The organism is Fibrella arboris (assembly GCF_041321095.1).
GTDB lineage: Bacteria > Bacteroidota > Bacteroidia > Cytophagales > Spirosomataceae > Fibrella > Fibrella arboris.
In genome coordinates, this window is the sequence record NZ_JBGGWE010000013.1 from 30,253 (window position 1) to 50,805 (window position 20,553).

22 protein-coding genes are annotated in these 20,553 nt (G+C 53.0%); 8 read left to right on the plus strand and 14 right to left on the minus strand.

Features of this window, described 5'->3' with window-relative positions; genetic code table 11:
• Nucleotides 1–36: 36 nt before the first annotated feature.
• The 3 genes from ACAW75_RS20540 to ACAW75_RS20550 form a co-directional block, all read right to left on the minus strand.
• A complete protein-coding gene (locus ACAW75_RS20540; protein ID WP_370730630.1) occupies nucleotides 37–741 on the minus strand; it encodes an SDR family NAD(P)-dependent oxidoreductase in 705 nt (234 codons plus the stop codon).
• Between the two features lie 111 nt (nucleotides 742–852).
• The gene (gene folE, locus ACAW75_RS20545) at nucleotides 853–1,596 is read right to left on the minus strand and encodes a GTP cyclohydrolase I FolE (RefSeq protein ID WP_370730631.1); all 744 of its coding nucleotides are present in this window, start codon (nucleotides 1,594–1,596) and stop codon (nucleotides 853–855) included.
• Entirely contained in the window at nucleotides 1,556–1,993 is a 438-nt protein-coding gene (locus tag ACAW75_RS20550) for a 6-pyruvoyl trahydropterin synthase family protein (protein ID WP_370730632.1), read from the minus strand. Before ACAW75_RS20550 ends, folE begins: the two co-directional genes overlap by 41 nt.
• Nucleotides 1,994–2,466: 473 nt before the next feature.
• Between ACAW75_RS20550 and ACAW75_RS20555 the strand changes: the two genes are divergently transcribed.
• The 5 genes from ACAW75_RS20555 to ACAW75_RS20575 all read left to right on the plus strand — a co-directional run bounded on the left by ACAW75_RS20555 (nucleotide 2,467) and on the right by ACAW75_RS20575 (nucleotide 7,154).
• Nucleotides 2,467–3,009 carry a nitrogen regulation protein NR(II) gene (locus tag ACAW75_RS20555; protein WP_370730633.1) on the plus strand — a complete coding sequence of 181 codons (543 nt, stop codon included), beginning with the start codon at nucleotides 2,467–2,469 and terminating at the stop codon, nucleotides 3,007–3,009.
• Nucleotides 3,010–3,156: 147 nt separating this feature from the next.
• The gene (locus tag ACAW75_RS20560; protein ID WP_370730634.1) at nucleotides 3,157–4,068 is read left to right on the plus strand and encodes a sensor histidine kinase; all 912 of its coding nucleotides are present in this window, start codon (nucleotides 3,157–3,159) and stop codon (nucleotides 4,066–4,068) included.
• Nucleotides 4,065–5,135, plus strand: a complete 1,071-nt coding sequence (locus tag ACAW75_RS20565) for a response regulator (RefSeq protein ID WP_370730635.1) — start codon at nucleotides 4,065–4,067, stop codon at nucleotides 5,133–5,135. Before ACAW75_RS20560 ends, ACAW75_RS20565 begins: the two co-directional genes overlap by 4 nt.
• 116 nt (nucleotides 5,136–5,251) lie before the next feature.
• Nucleotides 5,252–6,367, plus strand: coding sequence for a fatty acid desaturase family protein (locus tag ACAW75_RS20570; protein ID WP_370730636.1), 1,116 nt, complete (start codon nucleotides 5,252–5,254; stop codon nucleotides 6,365–6,367).
• 169 nt (nucleotides 6,368–6,536) lie between these two features.
• Nucleotides 6,537–7,154, plus strand: coding sequence for an SAM-dependent methyltransferase (locus ACAW75_RS20575; RefSeq protein WP_370730637.1), 618 nt, complete (start codon nucleotides 6,537–6,539; stop codon nucleotides 7,152–7,154).
• Nucleotides 7,155–7,456: 302 nt separating this feature from the next.
• On the opposite strand, the gene ACAW75_RS20580 is transcribed toward ACAW75_RS20575, so the two are convergent.
• The 7 genes from ACAW75_RS20580 to ACAW75_RS20610 all read right to left on the minus strand — a co-directional run bounded on the left by ACAW75_RS20580 (nucleotide 7,457) and on the right by ACAW75_RS20610 (nucleotide 13,512).
• The gene (locus ACAW75_RS20580; RefSeq protein ID WP_370730638.1) at nucleotides 7,457–8,137 is read right to left on the minus strand and encodes a cell division ATP-binding protein FtsE; all 681 of its coding nucleotides are present in this window, start codon (nucleotides 8,135–8,137) and stop codon (nucleotides 7,457–7,459) included.
• Between the two features lie 112 nt (nucleotides 8,138–8,249).
• Entirely contained in the window at nucleotides 8,250–8,912 is a 663-nt protein-coding gene (gene fsa / locus ACAW75_RS20585; RefSeq protein ID WP_370730639.1) for a fructose-6-phosphate aldolase, read from the minus strand.
• A gap of 115 nt (nucleotides 8,913–9,027) precedes the next feature.
• A complete protein-coding gene (gene galK, locus ACAW75_RS20590; RefSeq protein ID WP_370730724.1) occupies nucleotides 9,028–10,185 on the minus strand; it encodes a galactokinase in 1,158 nt (385 codons plus the stop codon).
• A gap of 362 nt (nucleotides 10,186–10,547) precedes the next feature.
• Nucleotides 10,548–11,183 (minus strand): ribonuclease H1 domain-containing protein, encoded by a 636-nt coding sequence (locus ACAW75_RS20595; protein ID WP_370730640.1) that lies wholly within the window; start codon nucleotides 11,181–11,183, stop codon nucleotides 10,548–10,550.
• 11 nt (nucleotides 11,184–11,194) lie between these two features.
• Nucleotides 11,195–12,097 (minus strand): SDR family oxidoreductase, encoded by a 903-nt coding sequence (locus tag ACAW75_RS20600; RefSeq protein WP_370730641.1) that lies wholly within the window; start codon nucleotides 12,095–12,097, stop codon nucleotides 11,195–11,197.
• Between the two features lie 54 nt (nucleotides 12,098–12,151).
• A complete protein-coding gene (locus ACAW75_RS20605) occupies nucleotides 12,152–12,889 on the minus strand; it encodes a peptidylprolyl isomerase (protein WP_370730642.1) in 738 nt (245 codons plus the stop codon).
• Nucleotides 12,886–13,512: an ATP-binding cassette domain-containing protein gene (locus tag ACAW75_RS20610; RefSeq protein ID WP_370730643.1), complete on the minus strand. Its 627-nt coding sequence runs from the start codon at nucleotides 13,510–13,512 to the stop codon at nucleotides 12,886–12,888. The genes ACAW75_RS20605 and ACAW75_RS20610 overlap by 4 nt, the downstream gene beginning before the upstream one ends.
• A 187-nt stretch (nucleotides 13,513–13,699) precedes the next feature.
• On the opposite strand from ACAW75_RS20610, the gene purN reads away from it, so the two are divergent.
• Nucleotides 13,700–14,293, plus strand: a complete 594-nt coding sequence (gene purN / locus ACAW75_RS20615; protein WP_370730644.1) for a phosphoribosylglycinamide formyltransferase — start codon at nucleotides 13,700–13,702, stop codon at nucleotides 14,291–14,293.
• Between the two features lie 34 nt (nucleotides 14,294–14,327).
• Complete coding sequence (locus tag ACAW75_RS20620) at nucleotides 14,328–14,732, plus strand: hypothetical protein (protein WP_370730645.1); 405 nt, start codon at nucleotides 14,328–14,330, stop codon at nucleotides 14,730–14,732.
• 96 nt (nucleotides 14,733–14,828) lie between these two features.
• On the opposite strand, the gene ACAW75_RS20625 is transcribed toward ACAW75_RS20620, so the two are convergent.
• From ACAW75_RS20625 to ACAW75_RS20640, 4 genes are all read right to left on the minus strand, one after another.
• Nucleotides 14,829–16,433: an alpha/beta fold hydrolase gene (locus tag ACAW75_RS20625; RefSeq protein WP_370730646.1), complete on the minus strand. Its 1,605-nt coding sequence runs from the start codon at nucleotides 16,431–16,433 to the stop codon at nucleotides 14,829–14,831.
• A 35-nt stretch (nucleotides 16,434–16,468) separates the two neighbouring features.
• Nucleotides 16,469–16,783 carry an autorepressor SdpR family transcription factor gene (locus ACAW75_RS20630; RefSeq protein ID WP_370730647.1) on the minus strand — a complete coding sequence of 105 codons (315 nt, stop codon included), beginning with the start codon at nucleotides 16,781–16,783 and terminating at the stop codon, nucleotides 16,469–16,471.
• A 424-nt stretch (nucleotides 16,784–17,207) separates the two neighbouring features.
• The gene (locus ACAW75_RS20635; protein WP_370730648.1) at nucleotides 17,208–18,290 is read right to left on the minus strand and encodes a M20 family metallo-hydrolase; all 1,083 of its coding nucleotides are present in this window, start codon (nucleotides 18,288–18,290) and stop codon (nucleotides 17,208–17,210) included.
• Between the two features lie 124 nt (nucleotides 18,291–18,414).
• Complete coding sequence (locus ACAW75_RS20640) at nucleotides 18,415–18,900, minus strand: Dps family protein (RefSeq protein ID WP_207327739.1); 486 nt, start codon at nucleotides 18,898–18,900, stop codon at nucleotides 18,415–18,417.
• Between the two features lie 183 nt (nucleotides 18,901–19,083).
• On the opposite strand from ACAW75_RS20640, the gene ACAW75_RS20645 reads away from it, so the two are divergent.
• Nucleotides 19,084–20,547, plus strand: coding sequence for an arginine deiminase family protein (locus ACAW75_RS20645; protein ID WP_370730649.1), 1,464 nt, complete (start codon nucleotides 19,084–19,086; stop codon nucleotides 20,545–20,547).
• Nucleotides 20,548–20,553: the final 6 nt, after the last annotated feature.

The window sequence follows — 20,553 nt, forward strand, 5'->3', positions numbered from 1 at the left end:
AACACAGCACACAGCGAAACATCAACTATTATCCAGCTACTTCAAACTACCCATCCCCCCATCGATGCCGATGACCTGACCGGTGATCCAGGTGGCGTGATCGCCGAGGAGGTAGGCGGCCATGCTGGCAATATCATCGGGTGTACCAACCCGGTTCAGGGGGTGGCGCTTGTCAGCCGCTTCCCGTTTTTCGGGCGTACCCAGTAACCCTTTCGACTCAGCCAGCGGCGTGTCGGTCAGCGAAGGCGCTACGGCGTTGACACGAATGGCCAACGGTGCAAATTCAGCTGCCAGCGATTTGGTCAGTCCTTCAACGGCCGATTTAGCCACCGACACCGATGAGTGAAGGCCCATGCCCAGCTTCGCTGCCACCGTACTGAACAGCACGATACTCGATCCTTTCGGCTTTTTCAACGCCGGTAAAGCCGCATGGATAGCTGAAATCGCTCCCAACACATTTATTTGCAAATCAGCCTGGTAATCAGCAGGCTGCAGGCGTTGAAACGGCTTCAGGTTGATCGTCCCCGGCGCATACACCAGCCCGTGAAGCGCTTCGGGCAGTTGGTTCAGCGCATCGATAGCGGGTTCGTTTACGTCCCAGTGCATATGGGTCGACGTGATACCTTCCGGTTGCCGACGGCCAGCTGTAAATAAGGTAGCTCCCTGCTCCTGAAGCGAAAGAGCCAGTGCGTGGCCGATGCCCGAACTGGCTCCAATGATGAGAATATTCTTGCCTTGCATGTAAAGAAAGTTTACAGTTTTCTGTTTACGGTTTGCTGTTGCGCTGCTACTTAGTGGATACATGTCTTAACAGCGCAACAGCAAACCGTAAACAGAAAACTGTAGACTCTATTACATTGTTGGCTTCATACCCACATACTTCAGGAATTCCTGGCGGGTCGCTTCTTCGTCGAACTTGCCACTGTAAGCGGCTGTCAGGGTAGTACTGGCCGTATCGTTCACGCCGCGGGTGGAAACGCACAGGTGAGCCGCATCGATAATCACCGCCACGTCCTCTGTTTGAAGAGCGCGTTTCAGTTCGTCGGCAATCTGCATGGTCAGCCGCTCCTGTACTTGCGGGCGTTTGGCAAAATGCTGCACAATCCGGTTCAGCTTCGAGAGGCCAATAACCTTCCCACTCGATATGTACGCCACGTGCGCTTTTCCGATGATGGGCACGAAGTGATGTTCGCAGTACGATTGAACCGTGATATCGCGCTCAACCAGCATCTGGTTGTACTGATACTTGTTCTCGAACAGCGTCGTGCTGGGCTTGTTCGCCGGATTCAGGCCCTTGAACGTCTCATTGACGTACATTTTAGCCACCCGGCGGGGCGTCCCTTTCAGGCTATCGTCGGTCAGATCGAGGCCCAGAATGGTCATTATCTCGCGGAAATGTTCCTCAATCAAATCAATTTTCAAGTCGTCGTCCAGCGCGAACGCATCGTCACGCAAGGGCGTATCGAGGTTCGCACTAGCGTGGCTGTCACCCATATCATCCACCAGTTCATCCGTAAGGCCATGGTTATGGCCGTTACTGTGTAGGTGAATGCCATTAGTTGACGGGATATTCAACGAAGTTCCGTTCGGTTTCATAGAGACGAATTTTCAGATCGAGCGTTGGCTCTAGTTGGGTTCTGAGAATGTTGTAGATGGTGATGGCAATGTTTTCGGCCGATGGATTCAGGTCCCGGAACTCGTCGGTGTCGAGATTCAGGTTTTTATGATCGAACCGGTCAGTGACGTGCGTCTTGATCAGGTCACCGAGGTACTTCATATCGATAACGTACCCAGTTTCAGGATCGATCGGACCGTTCACCTGCACAATCAGATCATAATTGTGGCCGTGAAAGTGCGGATTATTGCATTTTCCGTAAACGCGGGCATTTTTTTCGTCCGACCAATTTGGGTTATTCAGCCGATGAGCTGCGTTGAAATGTTCTTTACGGAACACAGCTACGCGAGGGGTGTCTGCCCCGTTGGTTTCCGTCATGTGTAGTTCTGAATCAAATCAATGATCCAACCTGTCGTTACAAAGTATGTGTACAACACAGGCAGACCTGAGGGCATTGGTAATCAGCGAATTAACGCCAAGCCCGGAGGAGTGCTATGGTTACTAAACTAACCGTAGAGACAACAGTTTTGTTCAACTTTTAACCGAAAAGCTTAAACAAAACCCGCCATCTTTTCCAGTTAGTAAACGGAGACATACCCCTGTTTGTTCCCCGTCAACGGGAAGGCTTTCCCACGGCCATCTTTTTCAACGTACCTGGAAAATCGCCTGATCGGCCAACGCGGGGAACCGTACAGTTGGATTCTCTCTTTTTTTGGGCGGCCAGATCCACCTTCGCTTCAAATTCTTGCGATTATTTCCTTACTTACTTTGGTTGTTAGCGGGACCCCTACCCTCCGCTATACTGTCTAATCTAGTAATCTGACGCCCATTTAGTCTGGTCAGGTAGCCTCATGCACCCATTTTCTCAGGAACATTCCGGTCACTCACAAGCTGCCCTATTCTCACAAACGTGGCTCGCAACCGACCCCATAGCTACCATTATTGGCACGGCACCAACGGGTGTTGCCCTGTTAAAAGCCGTTCGTAACGACGCTCACCGGATTTCAGATTTTATCTATCTGTTCGCCAACTCAATGCAAAAAGCCTTGACAGGTCATCCGGAAGAAGACCTGTTAAGCCAGCCACTGACTATTCTCGCGCCAGACGTGATCCAGTCCGGTATGTTCGACCGGCTGACGCACGTGGTTTATACAGGTCAACCGTCGCAGTACATTGAGGAATACCACCTGGACGGGCTACTTGGCCGTTATAACCAGTTGTACCTCAAGTCGGATGACGGTGTGCTGGTACTGGCACAGGATGTAACCCACCACCCTTTGTCGCCCCGTGAGCAGGTACAGCAAACCGCCCTGCTGGAAGCCATTGAATCGAATAGGCCAGTGGCGGGAATCAGAGAGATGCTGATCGCGCTGATCAGTGGGCAGGCCCAGTGATCGCTGCCTGCTTCCTCCCGTTCACTAACTATCATGTGGCATGTTGATACCCATCATAGCCTCAATGATTTCGAACGCAGACCTTTGTTCACGTACTAGTCGTCTGTAGCCCAATTGCTGGAGGCAGCCTGACGATAAACGGCTCAAATGAACGATACCAATGCCGATCTCACAGGCAACGCAGACCACGCTGCCAATTCACTTACTCAATTGGAGCAAGCTAACCGGGAGTTGACCCAACAGTTGGCCGATTGTCATGCCGAGATACAGCAACTTCGTGCCGCTCTCCGCGAGGCCGAACGCAGGTCTGTTCAGGAGCGCTATAACGACGCTGAACGTACCCAGCTACTGACCCGCGAGCGTGAGCTGCACGATCTGAAATCGAATTTTGTCACCCTGGCGTCGCACGAATTCCGAACGCCCATGATGACGATCCTGTCGTCCGCCTCGTTGATTGGCCGCTATAACAGCCAGACTGAAGAGGACAAACGAGAACGCCATGTACAGCGGATTAAGGCAGCCGTAAACAGCCTGACGCGTATTCTGAACGACTTCCTGTCAATCAGCCAGATGGATCAGGCTACGATTGGCAACCATCCGTTCCAGCTCGATCTGGCCGAATTTTGCCGGGATGTGATCAACGATGCCAAAGCGATTGCCCGACCCAGCCAGCGGTTCCATTATGACCATACTGCGGGCCCCTCTGAGGTCAACATCGATGGCCAACTGCTCAAGAATATCCTGCTCAACCTGCTCACCAACGCCAGTAAATACTCCGGCGATGATACCGATATTCAGCTAACCAGCGCTGTTCTCGACAACCAGTTGGTCATTGCGGTGAAAGACCACGGCATCGGTATTCCAGACGTCGATAAGGACAAGCTGTTCACCAATTTTTTCCGGGCCCGAAACGCCATCCACATCCAGGGAACGGGCCTGGGCCTTTACCTCGTCAAACGATATGTCGATCTGCTGGAAGGCAGCATACAGTTTACCAGCCAACTGAATGAAGGCACCGTATTCACGATTCACCTGCCTTTAACGGCTGTAGCGACATGAAAACCATCCTGGTCATCGAAGACAACCCAGAGGTACGCGAGAACATTGCCGAGATCCTTGCCCTTGCCCAATACCGGGTGGTGCAGGCCGCTGATGGTAAACAAGGTGTTGAACTTGCCCGCTCCGTAGCCCCAAACCTGATTCTATGCGACATCATGATGCCTGAGCTCGACGGGTACGGCGTCTTGCATATCATCAGTAAAGACCCCGCTACGGCCAGCATTCCCTTTATTTTTCTGACGGCCAAAGCCAACGTAGCCGATTTCCGATCGGGCATGAACCTGGGGGCCGACGATTACCTGACCAAACCGTTCGACGATATTGCGTTGCTCAATGCGGTGGAGTTGCGCCTTCGAAAGGGCGAACAAACACGACTACAGCAGAACGTCGACGGGCTGGCGATGCTATTGGGGTCTGTCATGGCACCCACCAGTGCCCAGTCCCCCACAATCGACACGTACCCATCTGTTCACTTCAGGAAAAAGCAGTTACTCTACGCGGAAGGCAATTTTCCGGCGGCCATCTACTTTATTCGAAAAGGTCAGGTCAAACGCTTTCAGACCGATACCGCTGGTAACCAATACATCACTGCCTTGTCTGGACCAGGCGATTTTGTCGGTTATCTGGCCCTGCTTCAACAGAAAGCCCATCGTGAGTCGGCCGAAATACTGGAAGATGCCGAAGTGGTTGCCGTGCCAAAATCAGAATTCTTTACCCTGATCGATCATAATCCCGACGTGGCCAGCTACTTCATCCGGTTGCTGGCCGATGATGTGGCCGAACGCGAGAAACGATTGGTAAAACTGGCTTATCAGTCTGTTCGTCAACGCGTTGCCGAGGCACTACTCATGGTCCAGCAAAAGTTTTATCCGTTGCCTCCTGCCTCAACGGCCAGCCGTTCGCCAGCCATGAGCCTATCACGTGAAAACTGGTCAGACCTTGTTGGGGCGTCGACCGAAACCGTTATCCGAACACTCAGCGACCTGCGGACCGAGGGACTGATTGATCTATCGGGCGGTCAGATTATCCTGCTGAATATGGAAAAGCTGGCGCGGCTCAGGCGCTAAAAACTGCGTGTCATCAGGGGGCCCCATGATAACCGTCACCTGCGTGCGTGATCGCTATCTGCGTTCCTGCCCATTCTATCATAAGCCCGGCAGTGCCCGTTTGCCAACTTTGTAGTATGGTAAACACAATGAACAAAGGGGCAGTGAGCCTCAAATTTACCCCGCTTAACCGAACCGAATTTTTTGCTACCGTTCGTCGCCGTGTCGATGCGTACTTCAGCGAACGAAAGCTGTCGACCCATGCCAATGGGGCTATGTGGCAAAAGGCTGTCTTTTTTCTGGTCACCTACGCTGCCCTCTACGGTCTGATTCTATCAAATCAGTTTAGCGGCTGGGTTACACTCGGACTGGCCACTGCATTAGGGCTGTTTGCTGCTTTCATTGGCTTCAACGTGTCGCACGATGCGCTGCATGACGCTTTTTCTGCCAAAAGCCGCATCAACCGGATGCTTGGCCGAAGTTTCTGCCTGGTTGGCGCCAGCCCATACCTTTGGCGCATTATGCACAATGTAGTGCATCATACGTACACCAATATTCCGGGGCATGACGAAGACATCGAAGTGGCGCCCGGCCTCGTCCGCCTCGACGCCGACGAGCCTCATAAGCCCTGGCAGCGGTTTCAGCATCTCTATGCTTTCCCACTCTACGGGCTGGCCTCCCTGTCGTGGGTGCTCCGCAAAGACTATATCAAATTTTTCAAAAAGAAAATTGGGCAACACGACAACAGCCAGCATCCACGCCGGGAATACGTCAACTTATTCCTGTACAAAGCGGCGTATTATGTGGCCTTCCTTGTGCTGCCTTTACTGCTCCTCGACTTCAGCTGGTGGCAGATTCTTCTTGGCTTTGTGATCATGCACATAGCCGAAGGCCTGATGATCGGCTTAATCTTTCAACTGGCTCACGTTGTTGAAGGCACTTCCTTTCCGGTGCCTACGCCATCGGGCACGATTGAAGAGGCATGGGCTGTGCATCAGCTACAGACAACGGCCAATTTTGCCCCGAAGAGCAGACTTGCCACTTTTTTCTGTGGTGGCCTGAACCGGCAGATCGAGCACCATTTGTTTCCCAAGATCTGCCATATTCATTATCCGGCCATCTCGGTCATTGTGAAACAGACAGCGCACGAGTTCAAGCTCCCCTACCTGGAGAACCCCACGTTCTTCTCGGCGCTCGGTTCTCATTATCGCATGCTCAAGAAAATGGGGCAGGCCCATGCTTATTCTGCTTGATAACAGACGTATCTCCTTTCTGTAACTAATTGGCAGTTAGCACATTGCTTTCGCTGGGCCCTTCGCCTAGGCCGGTTCGCCGCTGCGATCCCCGCCTAGTCGAAGGGCCCAGCGAAAGCAATGTGCTAACAATCAACTAGTCAACCGATTAACCAATCAACCCTCTCCCATGGCAACGCAGCAGGACCTGGATTTCACCTACTCCACTATCGACCGAATTTTTCGCCTGAGCGTAGGCGAGACCGGCGATTACAGCGGGGCCATGTACAACGGCGATTTTTCACTTACGCTGGAAGAAGCCCAGCGGCAAAAACATACGTTCATTGCAGACAGCCTGCGTATTGGTCCAGGTACGTCGGTGCTGGATATGGGCTGCGGCTGGGGGCCATTTTTGACGTATATCAAGGGAAGAGGCGCCGTTGCCCGGGGCGTAACCCTATCGACAGGGCAGGCGCAGGCTTGCAGGCAGAATGGCCTGACGGTCGACGTGAAAGACTGCCGCACCCTTACTCCCGCCGACTACGGTACGTTCGATGCTGTCAGCTGCATTGGTGGGCTGGAGCATTTTTGCTCCATCGAACAGTGGCAGGCTGGCCAGCAAGATGCTGTGTATACCGATTTTTTTCATCGGCTGAATGACCTGCTACCCGTTGGTGGCCGTTTTTACATGCAGACGATGGTTTTTGGCAGAAACATGCCTCCTTTCGAAGCAGTTAGTCTGGATGCCGACCAGGATTCTGACGCGTATCATCTGGCACTGATGATCGCGCAGTTTCCCGGCTCCTAGCTGCCTTATGGCCCCGAGCAGGTTATTCGGAATGCGGCACCGCATTTTAAACTTGTCTCTCAAAGCAGCGGCCGCCTCGATTACATCGAAACAATCGGTCAATGGCGGAAACGTTTCAGGGAATTTAAGCTGGCGAAGTACGCGCTCTATGCCTCACTCCTCCCCCGCTTACTAATGAACCCGTCGTTCAGAGGGCTGATCGATGTGTTCCGAAAAAGTCCCAACCGCGTTTGTTTCGAGCGGGAAATCATGGACCACTACCGGCTGGTCTTCGAGAAACTATAAGCAGTTGAGTGGCCCGATCAGCCGTGTAGCTCAATCACCTGACCATCCTGGCAACGCAGGGTGCGTCCCGGAAATTTGTGGATCAGGTCGTAGTTGTGGGTGGCCATCAGAATGGCCGTGCCTGCATTGTTGATCTGGGTGAAAACGCCCATAATCTGATCAGCTACGCCGGGATCGAGGTTACCCGTTGGTTCATCGGCAATCAGGATCAGTGGCTCGTTCAGCATGGCACGGGCAATGACGATCCGCTGCTGCTCACCGCCCGACAGCTGGTGGGGCATCCGTTTCTGGTGTGTACCCATGCCAACCTGCATGAGTACCTCCGAGATGCGGTTACTCATTTTGGCTTTGTCGGTCCAGCCCGTCGCTTTCAGTACAAACTTCAGGTTCTCTTCTACATTCCGGTCAAAAAAGAGTTGAAAATCCTGGAAGACAATACCGATTTTACGCCGTAAGAAAGGCACATCGGCGGGCTTCATCTTATCCAGTGCAAACCCGGCTACCTTCCCCCTCCCCTGCTGTAGCCACAAATCGGCGTACAGGGTTTTGAGCAGCGACGACTTGCCACTACCCGTCCGCCCGATCAGGTAGACAAACTCACCCTTGAAAATATCAAATGATACATCGCCGAGCACCAGCTTAGTACCTTGATAAATATCAGCCTGATGAAGCGAAAGGACAGGATCGGAGTTGAACATAGTAGAAGAGGGTTTACAGTTTTCTGGCTGCTGTTTTCAGCTGCTGCGCTGTAATACCTTTCGTCAATATCGCATAGCAACTGAAAACAGCAGCCAGAAAACTGTAAACTTTTTATTTCGCCGTTCCTGCCTTTTTATGGTCAGCGAGGAATTTGGCCAAACCAATGTCGGTCAAGGGGTGGTTCAGCAACGCAGTCATCACGCTTAGCGGGCCAGTCATTACATCGGCTCCGATCTCGGCGCATTGAATCACGTGCATGGGGTGCCGAATCGACGCGGCCAGCACTTCTGTAGTGTAGCCGTAGTTCCGGTAAATGGTCACGATCTGCTCGATCAGTTCAACGCCATCAGTCGAGATGTCATCCAGGCGACCAACAAACGGCGAGACATACGAGGCCCCCGCTTTGGCGGCCAATAGCGCTTGTCCAGCGGAAAAGATCAGTGTGCAGTTCGTACGAATGCCTTTCTCCGAGAAATATTTCAGCGCTTTCACGCCGTCGCGGGTCATCGGAATTTTCACAACGATATTATCGTCGAGTTCGGCCAGTTCTTCGCCTTCGCTCACCATTTCGTCGAACGTAGTGCCGATCACTTCAGCGCTGACGTCCCCCTCCACAATTTCACAGATCTGTTTGTAGTGGCGCATCACGTTGTCTTTACCCGTGATGCCTTCTTTAGCCATTAGCGAAGGGTTAGTGGTCACCCCATCCAGGATGCCCATATCCTGTGCTTCACGAATATCTGCGAGATTGGCGGTATCAATGAAAAATTTCATGTGTGTAGTATATGTAGAGTTATATCGTCCTGCAAAAGTAAGTCAGTTTGCTAGTATCTAACTGCAGTATTCTGACAGATTACTTGGTTTAAACGACCTCCTAAAATGCAGTCGACTAGTTAATTACGTGGGTGCCTTCTTCGATGCGGCATTCGTGCAGCAGCGTTTGCTTACCGGTGCGCTCGGCGTATTTTTGTTTCATAACCTGCTCAAAATCAGCAAGTGCCTCTTCACGAACAAGGTTGATCGTGCAACCACCAAAGCCGCCACCCATCATGCGGGCACCAATTACCCCCGGGTGAGCCCGGGCAATATCTTCGAGTATGTCCAGTTCAGGGCAGCTTACTTCGTACCAGTTGCTTAATCCCTCATGCGATTCATACATGCGCTGCCCGAATGCTTCGATATGTCCCGCTTCCAGGTCAGCCACCCCATTTAACAACCGCTGATTTTCGAGCACAACATAGGCACAACGCTTGTACAGCAGCGGTTCCTGATCCCGTACGTGCTGATTCAGCATATCGATGGTGACATCGCGCAGGGAACGTACCTGATCGCCATAAAAAGGCTTCAGCATCGCCACTCCAGCTTCACACTCTTCGCGACGGGTATTGTATTCCGTCGAGGCCAGCGAATGTTTCACTCTGGAATCGCAAAGCACAATCCGAAAACCATCCATGGCCAATGGTGCGTACGCGTACTCCAGCGAACGGCAGTCGAGTTTGATTACGTGTCCGTCGCGCCCCATCATCGACGCAAACTGATCCATGATGCCACACTGCACACCAACGAACTGGTTCTCGGCCCGTTGCGACAGTAAGGCCATCGGGACCCGTTCCATACCGAGTTTGTAAAGATGGTTCAGCGCTACTGCCACGCCATTTTCGAGCGCCGCCGACGAAGAAAGCCCCGAGCCGATGGGAATAGTACCGCCAAACACCACATTTAGCCCACCTGGGAGTGCCGTTTCTTTCTGCACCTGCTCGATTACCCCCAACAAATAGTTGGCCCAGCCTTTCGAGCTGCGCTTAATATCGGTCAGACTCCCCTGAAAGGTGCTGTTTAAATCGGCAGATACGAAATGCAGCTTCTGGTCTGTACGCGCACTAACGGCCAGATAAATCGCCTTGTCGATCGCAGCGGGTAATACAAAGCCTTCGTTGTAATCTGTGTGTTCGCCGATGAGATTAACGCGACCGGGCGACTGAACCAGCGTAGGTGTTTCGCCAAACGTGCGTGTGAACGTCGAGGTGAGGGTATCGAGTACCTGCATGGGTTGAGGAAAGGGCAAAAAAAAAGGCAAATCGAATGTCTCACCGCTACGACCACCTACCCTTGCTTCCGTCAGGACCTGGGGGATTCAGCAGGAGCTGGTAGCACCGATTTGCCACTGCAAACGTAGGGCTTTATTACGGATTTGTAAAGGCCCGCTGGCTAATTTCACCAAGATAATACTGGCAAGCAAAGCCGAAGCCATGATAAACAGGCCGTTAGACGATTTCAAAAGGGTACTGATTGGATCGCCAGTCCTGCCCTCAGCGCCTATTCCTACGGTTACTCCTGCAATTGGATCGCGAAAAAGAAAATTTACGGGAATAAGTCAACCATCAGCCGACCTGGATTCACTTAGCCTGCTTACTTCCGGCCAAAATCGGCGGGGTTTTCACCCCATTCAGTAGTCTCCCACTTTAGGATCTGATTGGCGAAGCGGTGTGTCTTCAGCCATGTTTCAGCGCGTTCGATGAGCTCAAACAGCTCAGCATTTCGGGAAGTGGGGTCCAGCTTGGTGTTGGCTTTTTGTTTTTTCACCCAGCTGATGGCCGTACGCGAATCTGAATAAACAGGCAGGTTGCTCTGTCGCTGATCAAGCAGGGCGAGTGCGTGCACGATGGCCAGAAACTCGCCGATGTTGTTGGTCCCGTCGTGATAGGGGCCACGGTGGAAAATCTTCTCGCGGGTAGGCAGGTAAATCCCCTGATACTCCATGTCGCCGGTAGCCGTATTCCAGGCGGCGTCGACCACCACACTCGCTTCGATGGGCGGACGGTGCAGATCCGACAGCTTTAGTTGCGGGGCCGTTTTAGGCTTGTTTCCAACGTACCTGCGCGGGTTGTCGGTATAGGCTTTCAAGGCTTCATGCTTACTATCGAACGATTTAAACAGGGCTTTATCAAAGCCTTCGACCTGTTTTTTACAGACCTCCCAGCTATCAAAGACGCCCGTTTCCCGGCCCTGCCAGACTACGTAATATTTCGGTTTGTTCTTCGCCATGCACTCCGCTCCTACCGGCTTGCTATCTGGTTGGCCAATAAGGCAATGCCTTCACCAAAACTGTGTGGCTTATAGCCCAGTTCTGTACGGGCTTTGTCGATGATGAACCCTGTTCGCGGTGGCCGACGCGCCGTTTGGGTAAACGTGGCGGCGGTTGCTTCGGTAATCAACGACTTATCAAGGCCAAAATAATCAGCCGTCTGGATTGCCATCTCATGCGGGGTCAATACTTCTTTACCCGAAATATTGAAAATCCCGGTTGCCTGTTTCTGGGCAATCAGGGCGCAACCTGCGGCCAGGTCTTCTGCCAGCGTCGGACTCCGGAACTGATCGGTTACTACCTTGATCGTTTTCCCTTCTTCGAGCGACTTCTTCACCCAGAGAATGATGTTGCTGCGGCTCATGTCATGGGCAATACCGTAAACGAGCACCGTCCGGGCAATGGCCCAGTCCAGGCCGGAGTTGATCACTACTTTTTCGGCGGCGTATTTGCTCCAGCCGTAAAAGCTGATCGGGTTCCCTTCTGCCGCTTCGGTATAAGGTCCAGCCGACCCATCGAAAATAAAATCGGTGGAGACGTGGCAGAGAAACGCATTAACGGCCCGACAAGCCTCGACGATGTGTTCCACTGCCGTCACGTTCTGTGCCCAGCAACCGTCTTTATCCAGCTCGCACTTATCGACATCGGTCATGGCTGCCCCGTGGATTACCGCGTCGGGACGTACCTGGGCAATCACATCGAGCACTTGCTGGCGATCGGTTATATCCATCGCCAGGTACGTATAGCCAGTAGCCGTAGGCAGGCGGTTGGTGCCACGGGCAGTAGCAACCAGCTCAACATCTGACTGATTGGCCAATAAGCCAACCAATTTCTGTCCCAACAATCCATTTGCACCCGTAATGAGAATCTTCATAAAAATCTGTGTGGTAGCAATGTACGTGTTTACTTGCTGACTATGCTTGCCTGGTTACGGATAGGCATATCCATACTTTTTGGTGATCTTCTTTTTCTTCATCCACTCGCCTTTCATCGTCATTCTAATGTCGGCGAGTGGACGGTCTTTAGGGTTGCGGGGCTGTTTGGCAATACTGTCGATAACGGCTAATCCGTCGATAACCTGCCCGAAAACAGTATAGTTACCATCCAGATGCGGCGTGCCACCAATCGTTTTGTAAGCCTGTCTCTGTTCATCGGTGAGGGTGCGGTCCGAGCCTCGGGCACGCCCCCGATCAATTTGTTTCTGTAGCTCTTCTTCATTCCAGACACGCCCCTGCACCATGTAGAACTGCACCGCACTCGACGCTCTGTCGGGCCGGTCGTTGCGCGCGGCGCCAATAGCCCCGCGTTTGTGATACAGGGAGGGAGTCAGCTCGGCAGGCACCAGATAACCAATGTCGCCATTACCGAGCGGCTGCCCTGCCACAGCCGTCCGTGAGTCAGGGTCACCGCCCTGGATCATGAACCTCTCGATGATCCGGTGGAAAAGTAGCCCATCATAATAGGAGCTATCGACCAAACGGATAAAGTTGGCTTTATGCTTTGGTGTGTCATCATGCAGGATAAAGTGCATCAACCCAAAACTGGTTGTGAGCGTAACGAGGTAGTCTTTTTTCTTTTTCGGGCCGAATGCGGCCTCAGCACCTTTGCGGTTTTGCGCCAGGCTGAATAACGGCAACAACAACACGAATAGCAGGATTTTTCTCACAGGTTTACCCGATTAGTGAAAGCATCTTTCAAGCGCTGGTCGTGGGTGACCACAATCAGGCTGGCCCCGATTTGCTGCGCCTGCTCACGCAGGAGTGCAATCACCCGATTGGCGTTGTCATCATCGAGACTCGAGGTTGGCTCATCGGCCAGAATTACGGCGGGCTGGTTCATCATAGCACGGGCAATGCTCACACGCTGCTGCTCTCCCTGACTCATCTGGTTCGTTTTCTTGCCCAGATGCTCGGAGAAGCCCAGCTGGGCTGCCAGTTCATGAGCCCGGGCTTTCGCCTGTGTTTTTCCAGCCAGGTAATTCGCCAGTAAGAGATTATCCAGCACCGACAAGGAGCTAACGAAATGGGGCTTCTGGTAAACGATTCCTACGTTGGCCGCCCTGAACGCCGCCGTCTGGGCAGCAGAGAGCGTTGTCAGGTCTGTCTTATTAATGATCACCGAGCCTGATTCAGGCGTCAGCAAGAGCGCCAACAAATGCAGAAACGTGGTTTTCCCAGTCCCCGACTGACCCAGGATCAACAGGGCATCGCTATCGGCACAATGCACATCAGGAAACGTAAAGGACTTAGTCGGTGCGTACGAAAAGGTCAGTCGTTGGGTTGTGAGCATGGAAAGTCGCTAAAGACAGTGCAAAAGTAGAGAGGGTGGCGTGAACCGCAACGACAGCCGTAGCGAAAATTGCCGAAACACAAGCAACGGAGCCAGTACGGGCGCAGGGTTAACAATTTTTGACGGCGATCAATGACGCCAGCCTTTTACCTTTACGCCGCATACCCATTAACTTATTTCCTGCTCATTGAAACGCATCGCCATTTTCGCTTCCGGTTCAGGCAGTAATGCCGAAGAAATTACCCGCTATTTTTCGGCTCAGACCGATGTATCGATCGTACTGATCCTGACGAACAATCCACAGGCAGGGGTCATCGACCGGTCGCGGCGAGGGTTCGGCTGTGGACAGCATGTACCTGTTGTCGTGTTTGACCGGGCTGCGTTTCGAGACAGCGATCGGGTCGTGCACCTGTTGACAGACCAGCACATTGATTTGATTGTGCTGGCCGGGTTCATGTGGCTGGTTCCGACCACGTTGGTGCAGGCCTTTCCTGGGCGTATCATCAATATTCACCCTGCTCTATTGCCGAAATTCGGAGGGAAAGGCATGTACGGTCATCATGTGCATGAGGCTGTTGTAGGGGCGGGCGAAACCGAATCAGGCATTACCATCCATTTCGTCAACGAACGCTACGATGAAGGACAGATCATTTTTCAGGCCGTTTGCCCTGTTTCCCCGGCCGACTCGCCCGACGATGTAGCCACGAAAGTACATGCCCTCGAGTATGCCCATTACCCGCGTGTCGTCAGTGAGGTCCTGGCAACTTTACCCGACCGCTAGCCGTTGAGAACGTACCTGAACCAATCGTTTCGCTATGCTTCGCCGATCTATTTTTAGCTGCCTTTTGCTGCTGCCTTTCCTGCTATCGGGTTGTTTTCGCCCCGCCATTCCGATTTCAACGGGTCCCAAATACCCGGTTGACCTGTTTTACGCAGATCAGCAGCCCGGCCGATCGTACGATGAGCTAAAGTTTCTGTCGATTAGCGACGAGGTGCCCCTTCAGGCAAACCAGCGCATCAGAGGGGGGCGTATGTTAAGCCGGGGCAACACCATGCTCGACAAAGATGTCCTGATGGGGAAGCTCACCCTACAGGCCAAACGCCTGGGGGCCGATGCGCTGATCAATGTCCGCTATCAATATTTCACCACCGCAACGGCCAACGGCTACTCACTGGAAGGGCTAGCCGTGAAATACAAACAGGAACGGGAAGTGAATTAGGTAACTGGCTGGCGCACAATGGCGGCTGGGCGCCTCCCAGTTACGTTAATCGGTTAAGTGCCTGGTATCTCCATTCCCCATTGCCCCAATCGTCAGCTACCTTCTCTTCACAAAATCGGCGATGGTATCAGCCACGGTCGGCAGAATCGTGAGTTTGGGGTCATTGTAGGTAGCCATATTCGCCGATCGCTCAACGGGGGCTTCTTTCAGAATATGGCTCATCGTGTCGAAGAAGACCAGTTTTGCATCGGGGCGAGCGGCTTTCAGGCGTTCTGCCTCACCCACGGCCACCTGAATATCCCGTTTTCCCTGTATCAGCATTACCGGCCCTTCAAACGCCTTGATTTCGACCGACGGGTCATACTTCATCCAGGAAATAAGGTACGGTTGCACGCCAGGTGAAAAGAACGACAGCAGCAACACGGGCGGTTGCCGAACAAACTGCCCGGCTTTCAGTGAATCGAGGTCGCTCATAGCCGTTGACAGCATCTCGCCCCGCACACCACCGTTAGCAAACTGCCCCTTCACAATCTCAGCGATGTTCTGACCGGCGCCCGCGATAGAGATAAACCGATGTGCTTTCGCCTGCGTTGCCGCCAGTAAACCGACCAGCGATCCTTCACTATGCCCGGCCACGGTTACCGACGAAAAGCGTTTGTCGGCCTGTAGCTGCCGGATAAAACCGATGGCGTCGGCCACACCATCATTAAAATCGGGTTTGGTTTTACTCATTCGGATAGCGTACAGCATTGCATTGGTGCCGCTTCCCCGTTTGTCGTAGCGCAACACGGCTACCCCACGTTTGGTCAGGCTGTCGGCCAACTGCCGAAGCATGTTCATCTGCTGATAGCCAGGCAGATTGCTGTTCCCATTGCGGTCAGTGGGGCCGGAACCGGCAACTAACAAAACGACCGGCACCGCTTTCTTCAGGTTTGCAGGCAGTGTCAGCGTGCCTTCCAGCGTTATACTGACCCCGGCAGGTTGAGTGATGGCATACTGGACCGTCTCTTCAGTTTGCGCATACAGCGACGTACCTATCAGCATAAACAGCACGACCAATCCATGTTTGAACAGCTGATACGAATACACGTAAGGCACCACCGCCAGTACAACAACTACCCCGATGGTCAAGACCGATTTGGCGGCCGGTGGCAAAAAAAGACTCAGCACAAAGGCGATCAGCCCGCCAAACACCCACAGCTTTCCGGCCATCCTGTGTGTTCGGCGCCAGTTTTCTTTACTGGCCAAGGCCCAGGGCGTTTTGATACCAACAAAATAGTTCTGCGGTACAGTCAACATCACATTACCCATCGCCGCCAGTAGTAAGAACACAGCCGACACGATCAAATCAGACACAATCGAGCCGGTTTTACCACTTTGAATGATGTACAGGATCAGGATGGCGAGGCCCGACAGGAAGAGGGTCAACGTGAACCGGATACGTGCATAACTCGCCGAGTTCAGGCGTTTGTTAGGATCGATCGATGGTAAAATACGAAGCAGACCATACATAAGGCCCGAATAGATGAGCAGGCCAATGCCCAGCGCGGTCTTGCCGTTGTACTGGTTCGGATGGCCCTCGGCATCGAAATGGGTGGGTATTTCAACGGGTAAAGCAGGCCAGATAAAGGCCAGATACACTAAAGGTAAAAGCGTCAGGAACACAATAAGCCATTCCGAAGTACGCGATAATTTTTCCATGACAAGAAGCAGTAGAAATAGTCAACTAGAGACAGTTATAGAGATTCGTTAGTCGGATGGCGCTCTGAATCAGGCGGTGAGGTGTTATGCAATGATGAGCCAGTGAAGTTCATCAGCCAGGCCAGCAGTTCATCCAGCACCGTGGTGTTGAGTGTATAGGTTACGAATTGCCCGTTTTTTGTCGAGTCAACCAGCCCAGCCTGCCGTAGCAAATCGAGGTGATGAGAGATACTGGGCTTGCTGATCTGAAACTGATCGGCAATTTCGCCCGCCGTTAAGTCACCCCTTCGCAGCAGGTCAAGCATCTGGCGACGGGTCGGATCATTCAGGGCTTTGAAAAGCGCGTTCATTGGCCACCATTTAAATAGTTAGACAAATGTCTAATTACCTGAATAGCCCGTCCCCTTATTTAGACAAACGGCTAAATAATGGGATGGGTGGTCGCGACTCTGAAACTCGTTATTTCGTTGAATCCCGCTTCGGCCGACGACGGAGCGTATCGGGCCGTATTGGTATCACTCTAAGTTCCTGCCGCGACAGGTAACGCGGGCCAGGCATGGGCATAGCAGTCCCCCGCCCCTTTCTGACAGGCATATGATCGTAGACTTTTGACCCTGGTACTGGCTTTACGACCATCGCGGAGTCTTGCGAACAGGCGGGGATTGCTGCCATCAGCAGCATAATGAGTGAGATAGATCGTGAAGCGTTCATGCGCAAAGGAGTCTGTTTTAGCCGAAACCGTTGCAATTGCTGGTAAGGGATGGCGCCTATAAGCTAGCGTAACACCAGCCCTTCGAGCATGGCCACGTACCCGGCCATACCTTCTTCTATTTCCCGGATATAAATAAACTCATCGGCGGTGTGTGACCGTTCGGAATGGCCAGGACCACACTTCAGCGAAGGCATGGGCAGCAACGCCTGATCCGACAGCGTCGGCGAACCGTACGTGCTGCGCCCCAGCGCCAGCCCGGCCTGCACCAGGGGATGATCGACGGCAATACCTGACGGCCGCAACCGCACCGAACGCGGCACCACGTCGGCCCGAACGTTGGCCCTGACAATGTCGAGCACTTCTTCGAGCGTGTATTGTTCGGTTACCCGCACATCGACGGTAAACGTACACGTATCGGGCACCACATTGTGCTGCGTACCCGACTGGATGATCGTGACGGACTGCTTCACCGGTCCCAGTAAAGGCGAGACTTTGGGGTATTGGTAGGTCTGAAACCAATGCAGATCGGGCATGGCTTTCGTGATGGCATTCTCGCCTTCGTCGCGGGCGGCATGACCAGCCTTGCCCTGAACCGTACAATCCAGCACCATCAGTCCTTTTTCGGCAATAGCGAGTTGCATCTGCGTGGGTTCGCCTACCAGCGCCACGTCGATTGGCGGCAGGTGCGGCAGGAGTAGCTCGATGCCGCCCCGCCCTGAGATTTCTTCTTCGGCACTGGCAGCGATGACCAGATTATACGCCAGATCAGTGCGTTCATAAAAATGCACGAACGTACCCAGCAAACTTACCAGACAACCACCAGCATCATTACTTCCCAAACCATACAGTTTACCATTCTCGACAGTTGGCCTGAACGGGTCGCGGGTATACGAGGCGTTGGGTTTTACCGTGTCATGATGTGAGTTCAGCAGCAACGTTGGCTTTTGGGCATCGAAGTGGCGATTTTTTGCCCATACGTTATTGCTTACCCGCTGGCTGTCAATACCATATTCACGCAGGTAGGTTTCAATCAATTCCGCCGTTGCCCCTTCTTCCCGGCTCATCGACGGGGTAGCAATCAGGTTTTTGAGCAACAGTAGTGCCTTATCGGTCAGATGGGGCAGCGGGTGGGGCCATACGTTCATGGTACAAAGAAACGATGCCGGCGGCATTGTGACCCGATGCCCACCAGATGAGCCAGCAAAAAAGGCTGCCTGATTGCTACCAGACAGCCTTTCAGACCGTATTACGTTGAACTGGCTACGGCGCTTACCCCCGCTCGTCAGATAGGTATTTACGGAGCATCCAGGCCATTTTTTCGTGTGCCTCCATCAGCCCGGTCAGGAAATCGGCAGTACCGGCATCTTCGAGTTCCTCGTCTGTTGTTTTCACATCATCACGCAGTTCCCGAATAACCTGTTCGTGGTCGGCCAGCAGGCGTTTAAACATTTCCTGCGTTTTGATATGGCCATCATGGTCTTCTTTGAGGCTCGATGTCTTAATGAAGTCAGCCATAGTAGCCAGCGGCCGCCCGCCCAGCTGCCGAATACGTTCGGCCACCAGATCGATCTCTTCTTCAAGCTCCTTGTATTGCTCTTCGAAGAACTCGTGGTATTCTTTGAAACTTGGACCGCTGACGTCCCAGTGGAACTTGCGCGTTTTGATATATAATACGTGTAAGTCAGCTAGAAACGCATTGAGTAGCTCGTTATCCTGCTTCAGTACGTCCTTTTCAAGGCCAATGTTGGGTTGCATAATCGTGTTTGAGTGGTTCGAAATCTGAAAAGAAACTTAGACTCGCTCCCGCAGGAGCATCTACCTACCTAACCAATAACAACCCGGTTTGTTAAGACCACTGGCTCACTTGCGGCTGGCGCCCGACCGTCATCTGGTTACGGCGCAATCCTGTACCTTGCGGCTAATCTGACTCACGTTCGTATGCTACCCCAAACCCCACCCGCCCCCGCTGATTTTATTCGTGTCTCCTCTGAAATCGGCACGCTCCGGCGGTTGCTGATCCATAGCCCCGATCGTGGTCTGGGTAAGGTGGTTCCCTCAAAAGCGCAGGACTGGCTGTTTGAAGACATCGTCAACCTGGATATGATGCGGCGCGATGAGTACGATTTCTACGTGAAATTGCTGCTCTACTTTCTGGATCCCGACAAAATAAAGGGCCGCGTAGCCCAGCTAGCCCCCGGTACCGACCGTGGTTTCTTTAAGCCTGATCACCCCGATTATTTTGCCTCCGATAAAGTAATCGACATTCAGTGTCTGCTCTCCGATATCCTTACCGATGACGTGATTCGGATGAAGCTCATCGCGGCCATCTGTGGTATTGAACGTACTTCGTTCAAAACGCAGCAACAACTGGTCAACGTAGACGCTGTTGAACTGGCCAAAATTCTGATCTCCGGTTCGCTACCCGACCGAACAATGCTGTTTGCGCCGCTGCCGAATTTCATCTTTACACGCGATATCGGTATCATCATCAATGACCACATCCTGTTGAACAAGCCAGCCAAACAGGCACGTACCCGCGAAGCCTTGCTGGCCCAGTACATCTTTTTCAACCATTCGCTTTTCGCCGATTACCAGGACAAGATCATTGAGATTCCCGACAATGAACACGCCTTCCTCCTGCCCGATTCCGACACCTCGCGTGACCTGAGCCGGTCGACCCTGGAAGGCGGCGATGTGATGATGATCGCCCCTCGCCACCTGCTCATCGGTTGCAGCGAACGAACGACCCTGTACGCAGCCCAGCAAGTCATGCAACTGGTTTTTGCGAAAGAGCTGGTCGACACGGTAACCATCGTGAAGATCCCCAAGAAGCGCGATTACATGCACATCGATACCATTTTCACCCAGGTAAAACGCAATGTCTGGGTGCTGCTGGGTACGTTGGCCCGCACCGGCGATGAAGCCAAAAAGCGCGACGTCATGCACTTTTTTGCCCCGAAAGATTTGTCGGAAGACCTTAAAATCCGTCAGTTCAGCCGGGGGCAGGAACATAAACCCATTCAGATCGACAACCTGGAAGACCTGCTTACGAAAATTAGCGTCGATGATTTGGGCGCTGCTGAACCGGTGCGGTTCATCTACTCCGGCAACAACGAATTTCCTTTTGGTGCCCGCGAGCAGTGGACCGACTCCTGTAATCTGCTGGCGTTGAAAGACGGCGTCGTAGTTGGCTACGACCGCAATGATTACACAGCAGAAGCGTTCAGGCAGGCGGGGTTCGACGTGCTGACGGCGGCAGCCATCCTCGACCGCTTCGAGCAGGGAGTGTCCTCGCCGGAAACCATCGAAAATACGTTCATCATGCTGCCATCTGCCGAGCTCAGCCGTGCCCGTGGCGGGAGTCACTGCATGAGTTTACCCTTACTGCGGGATAAGTCGTAAGTGGCT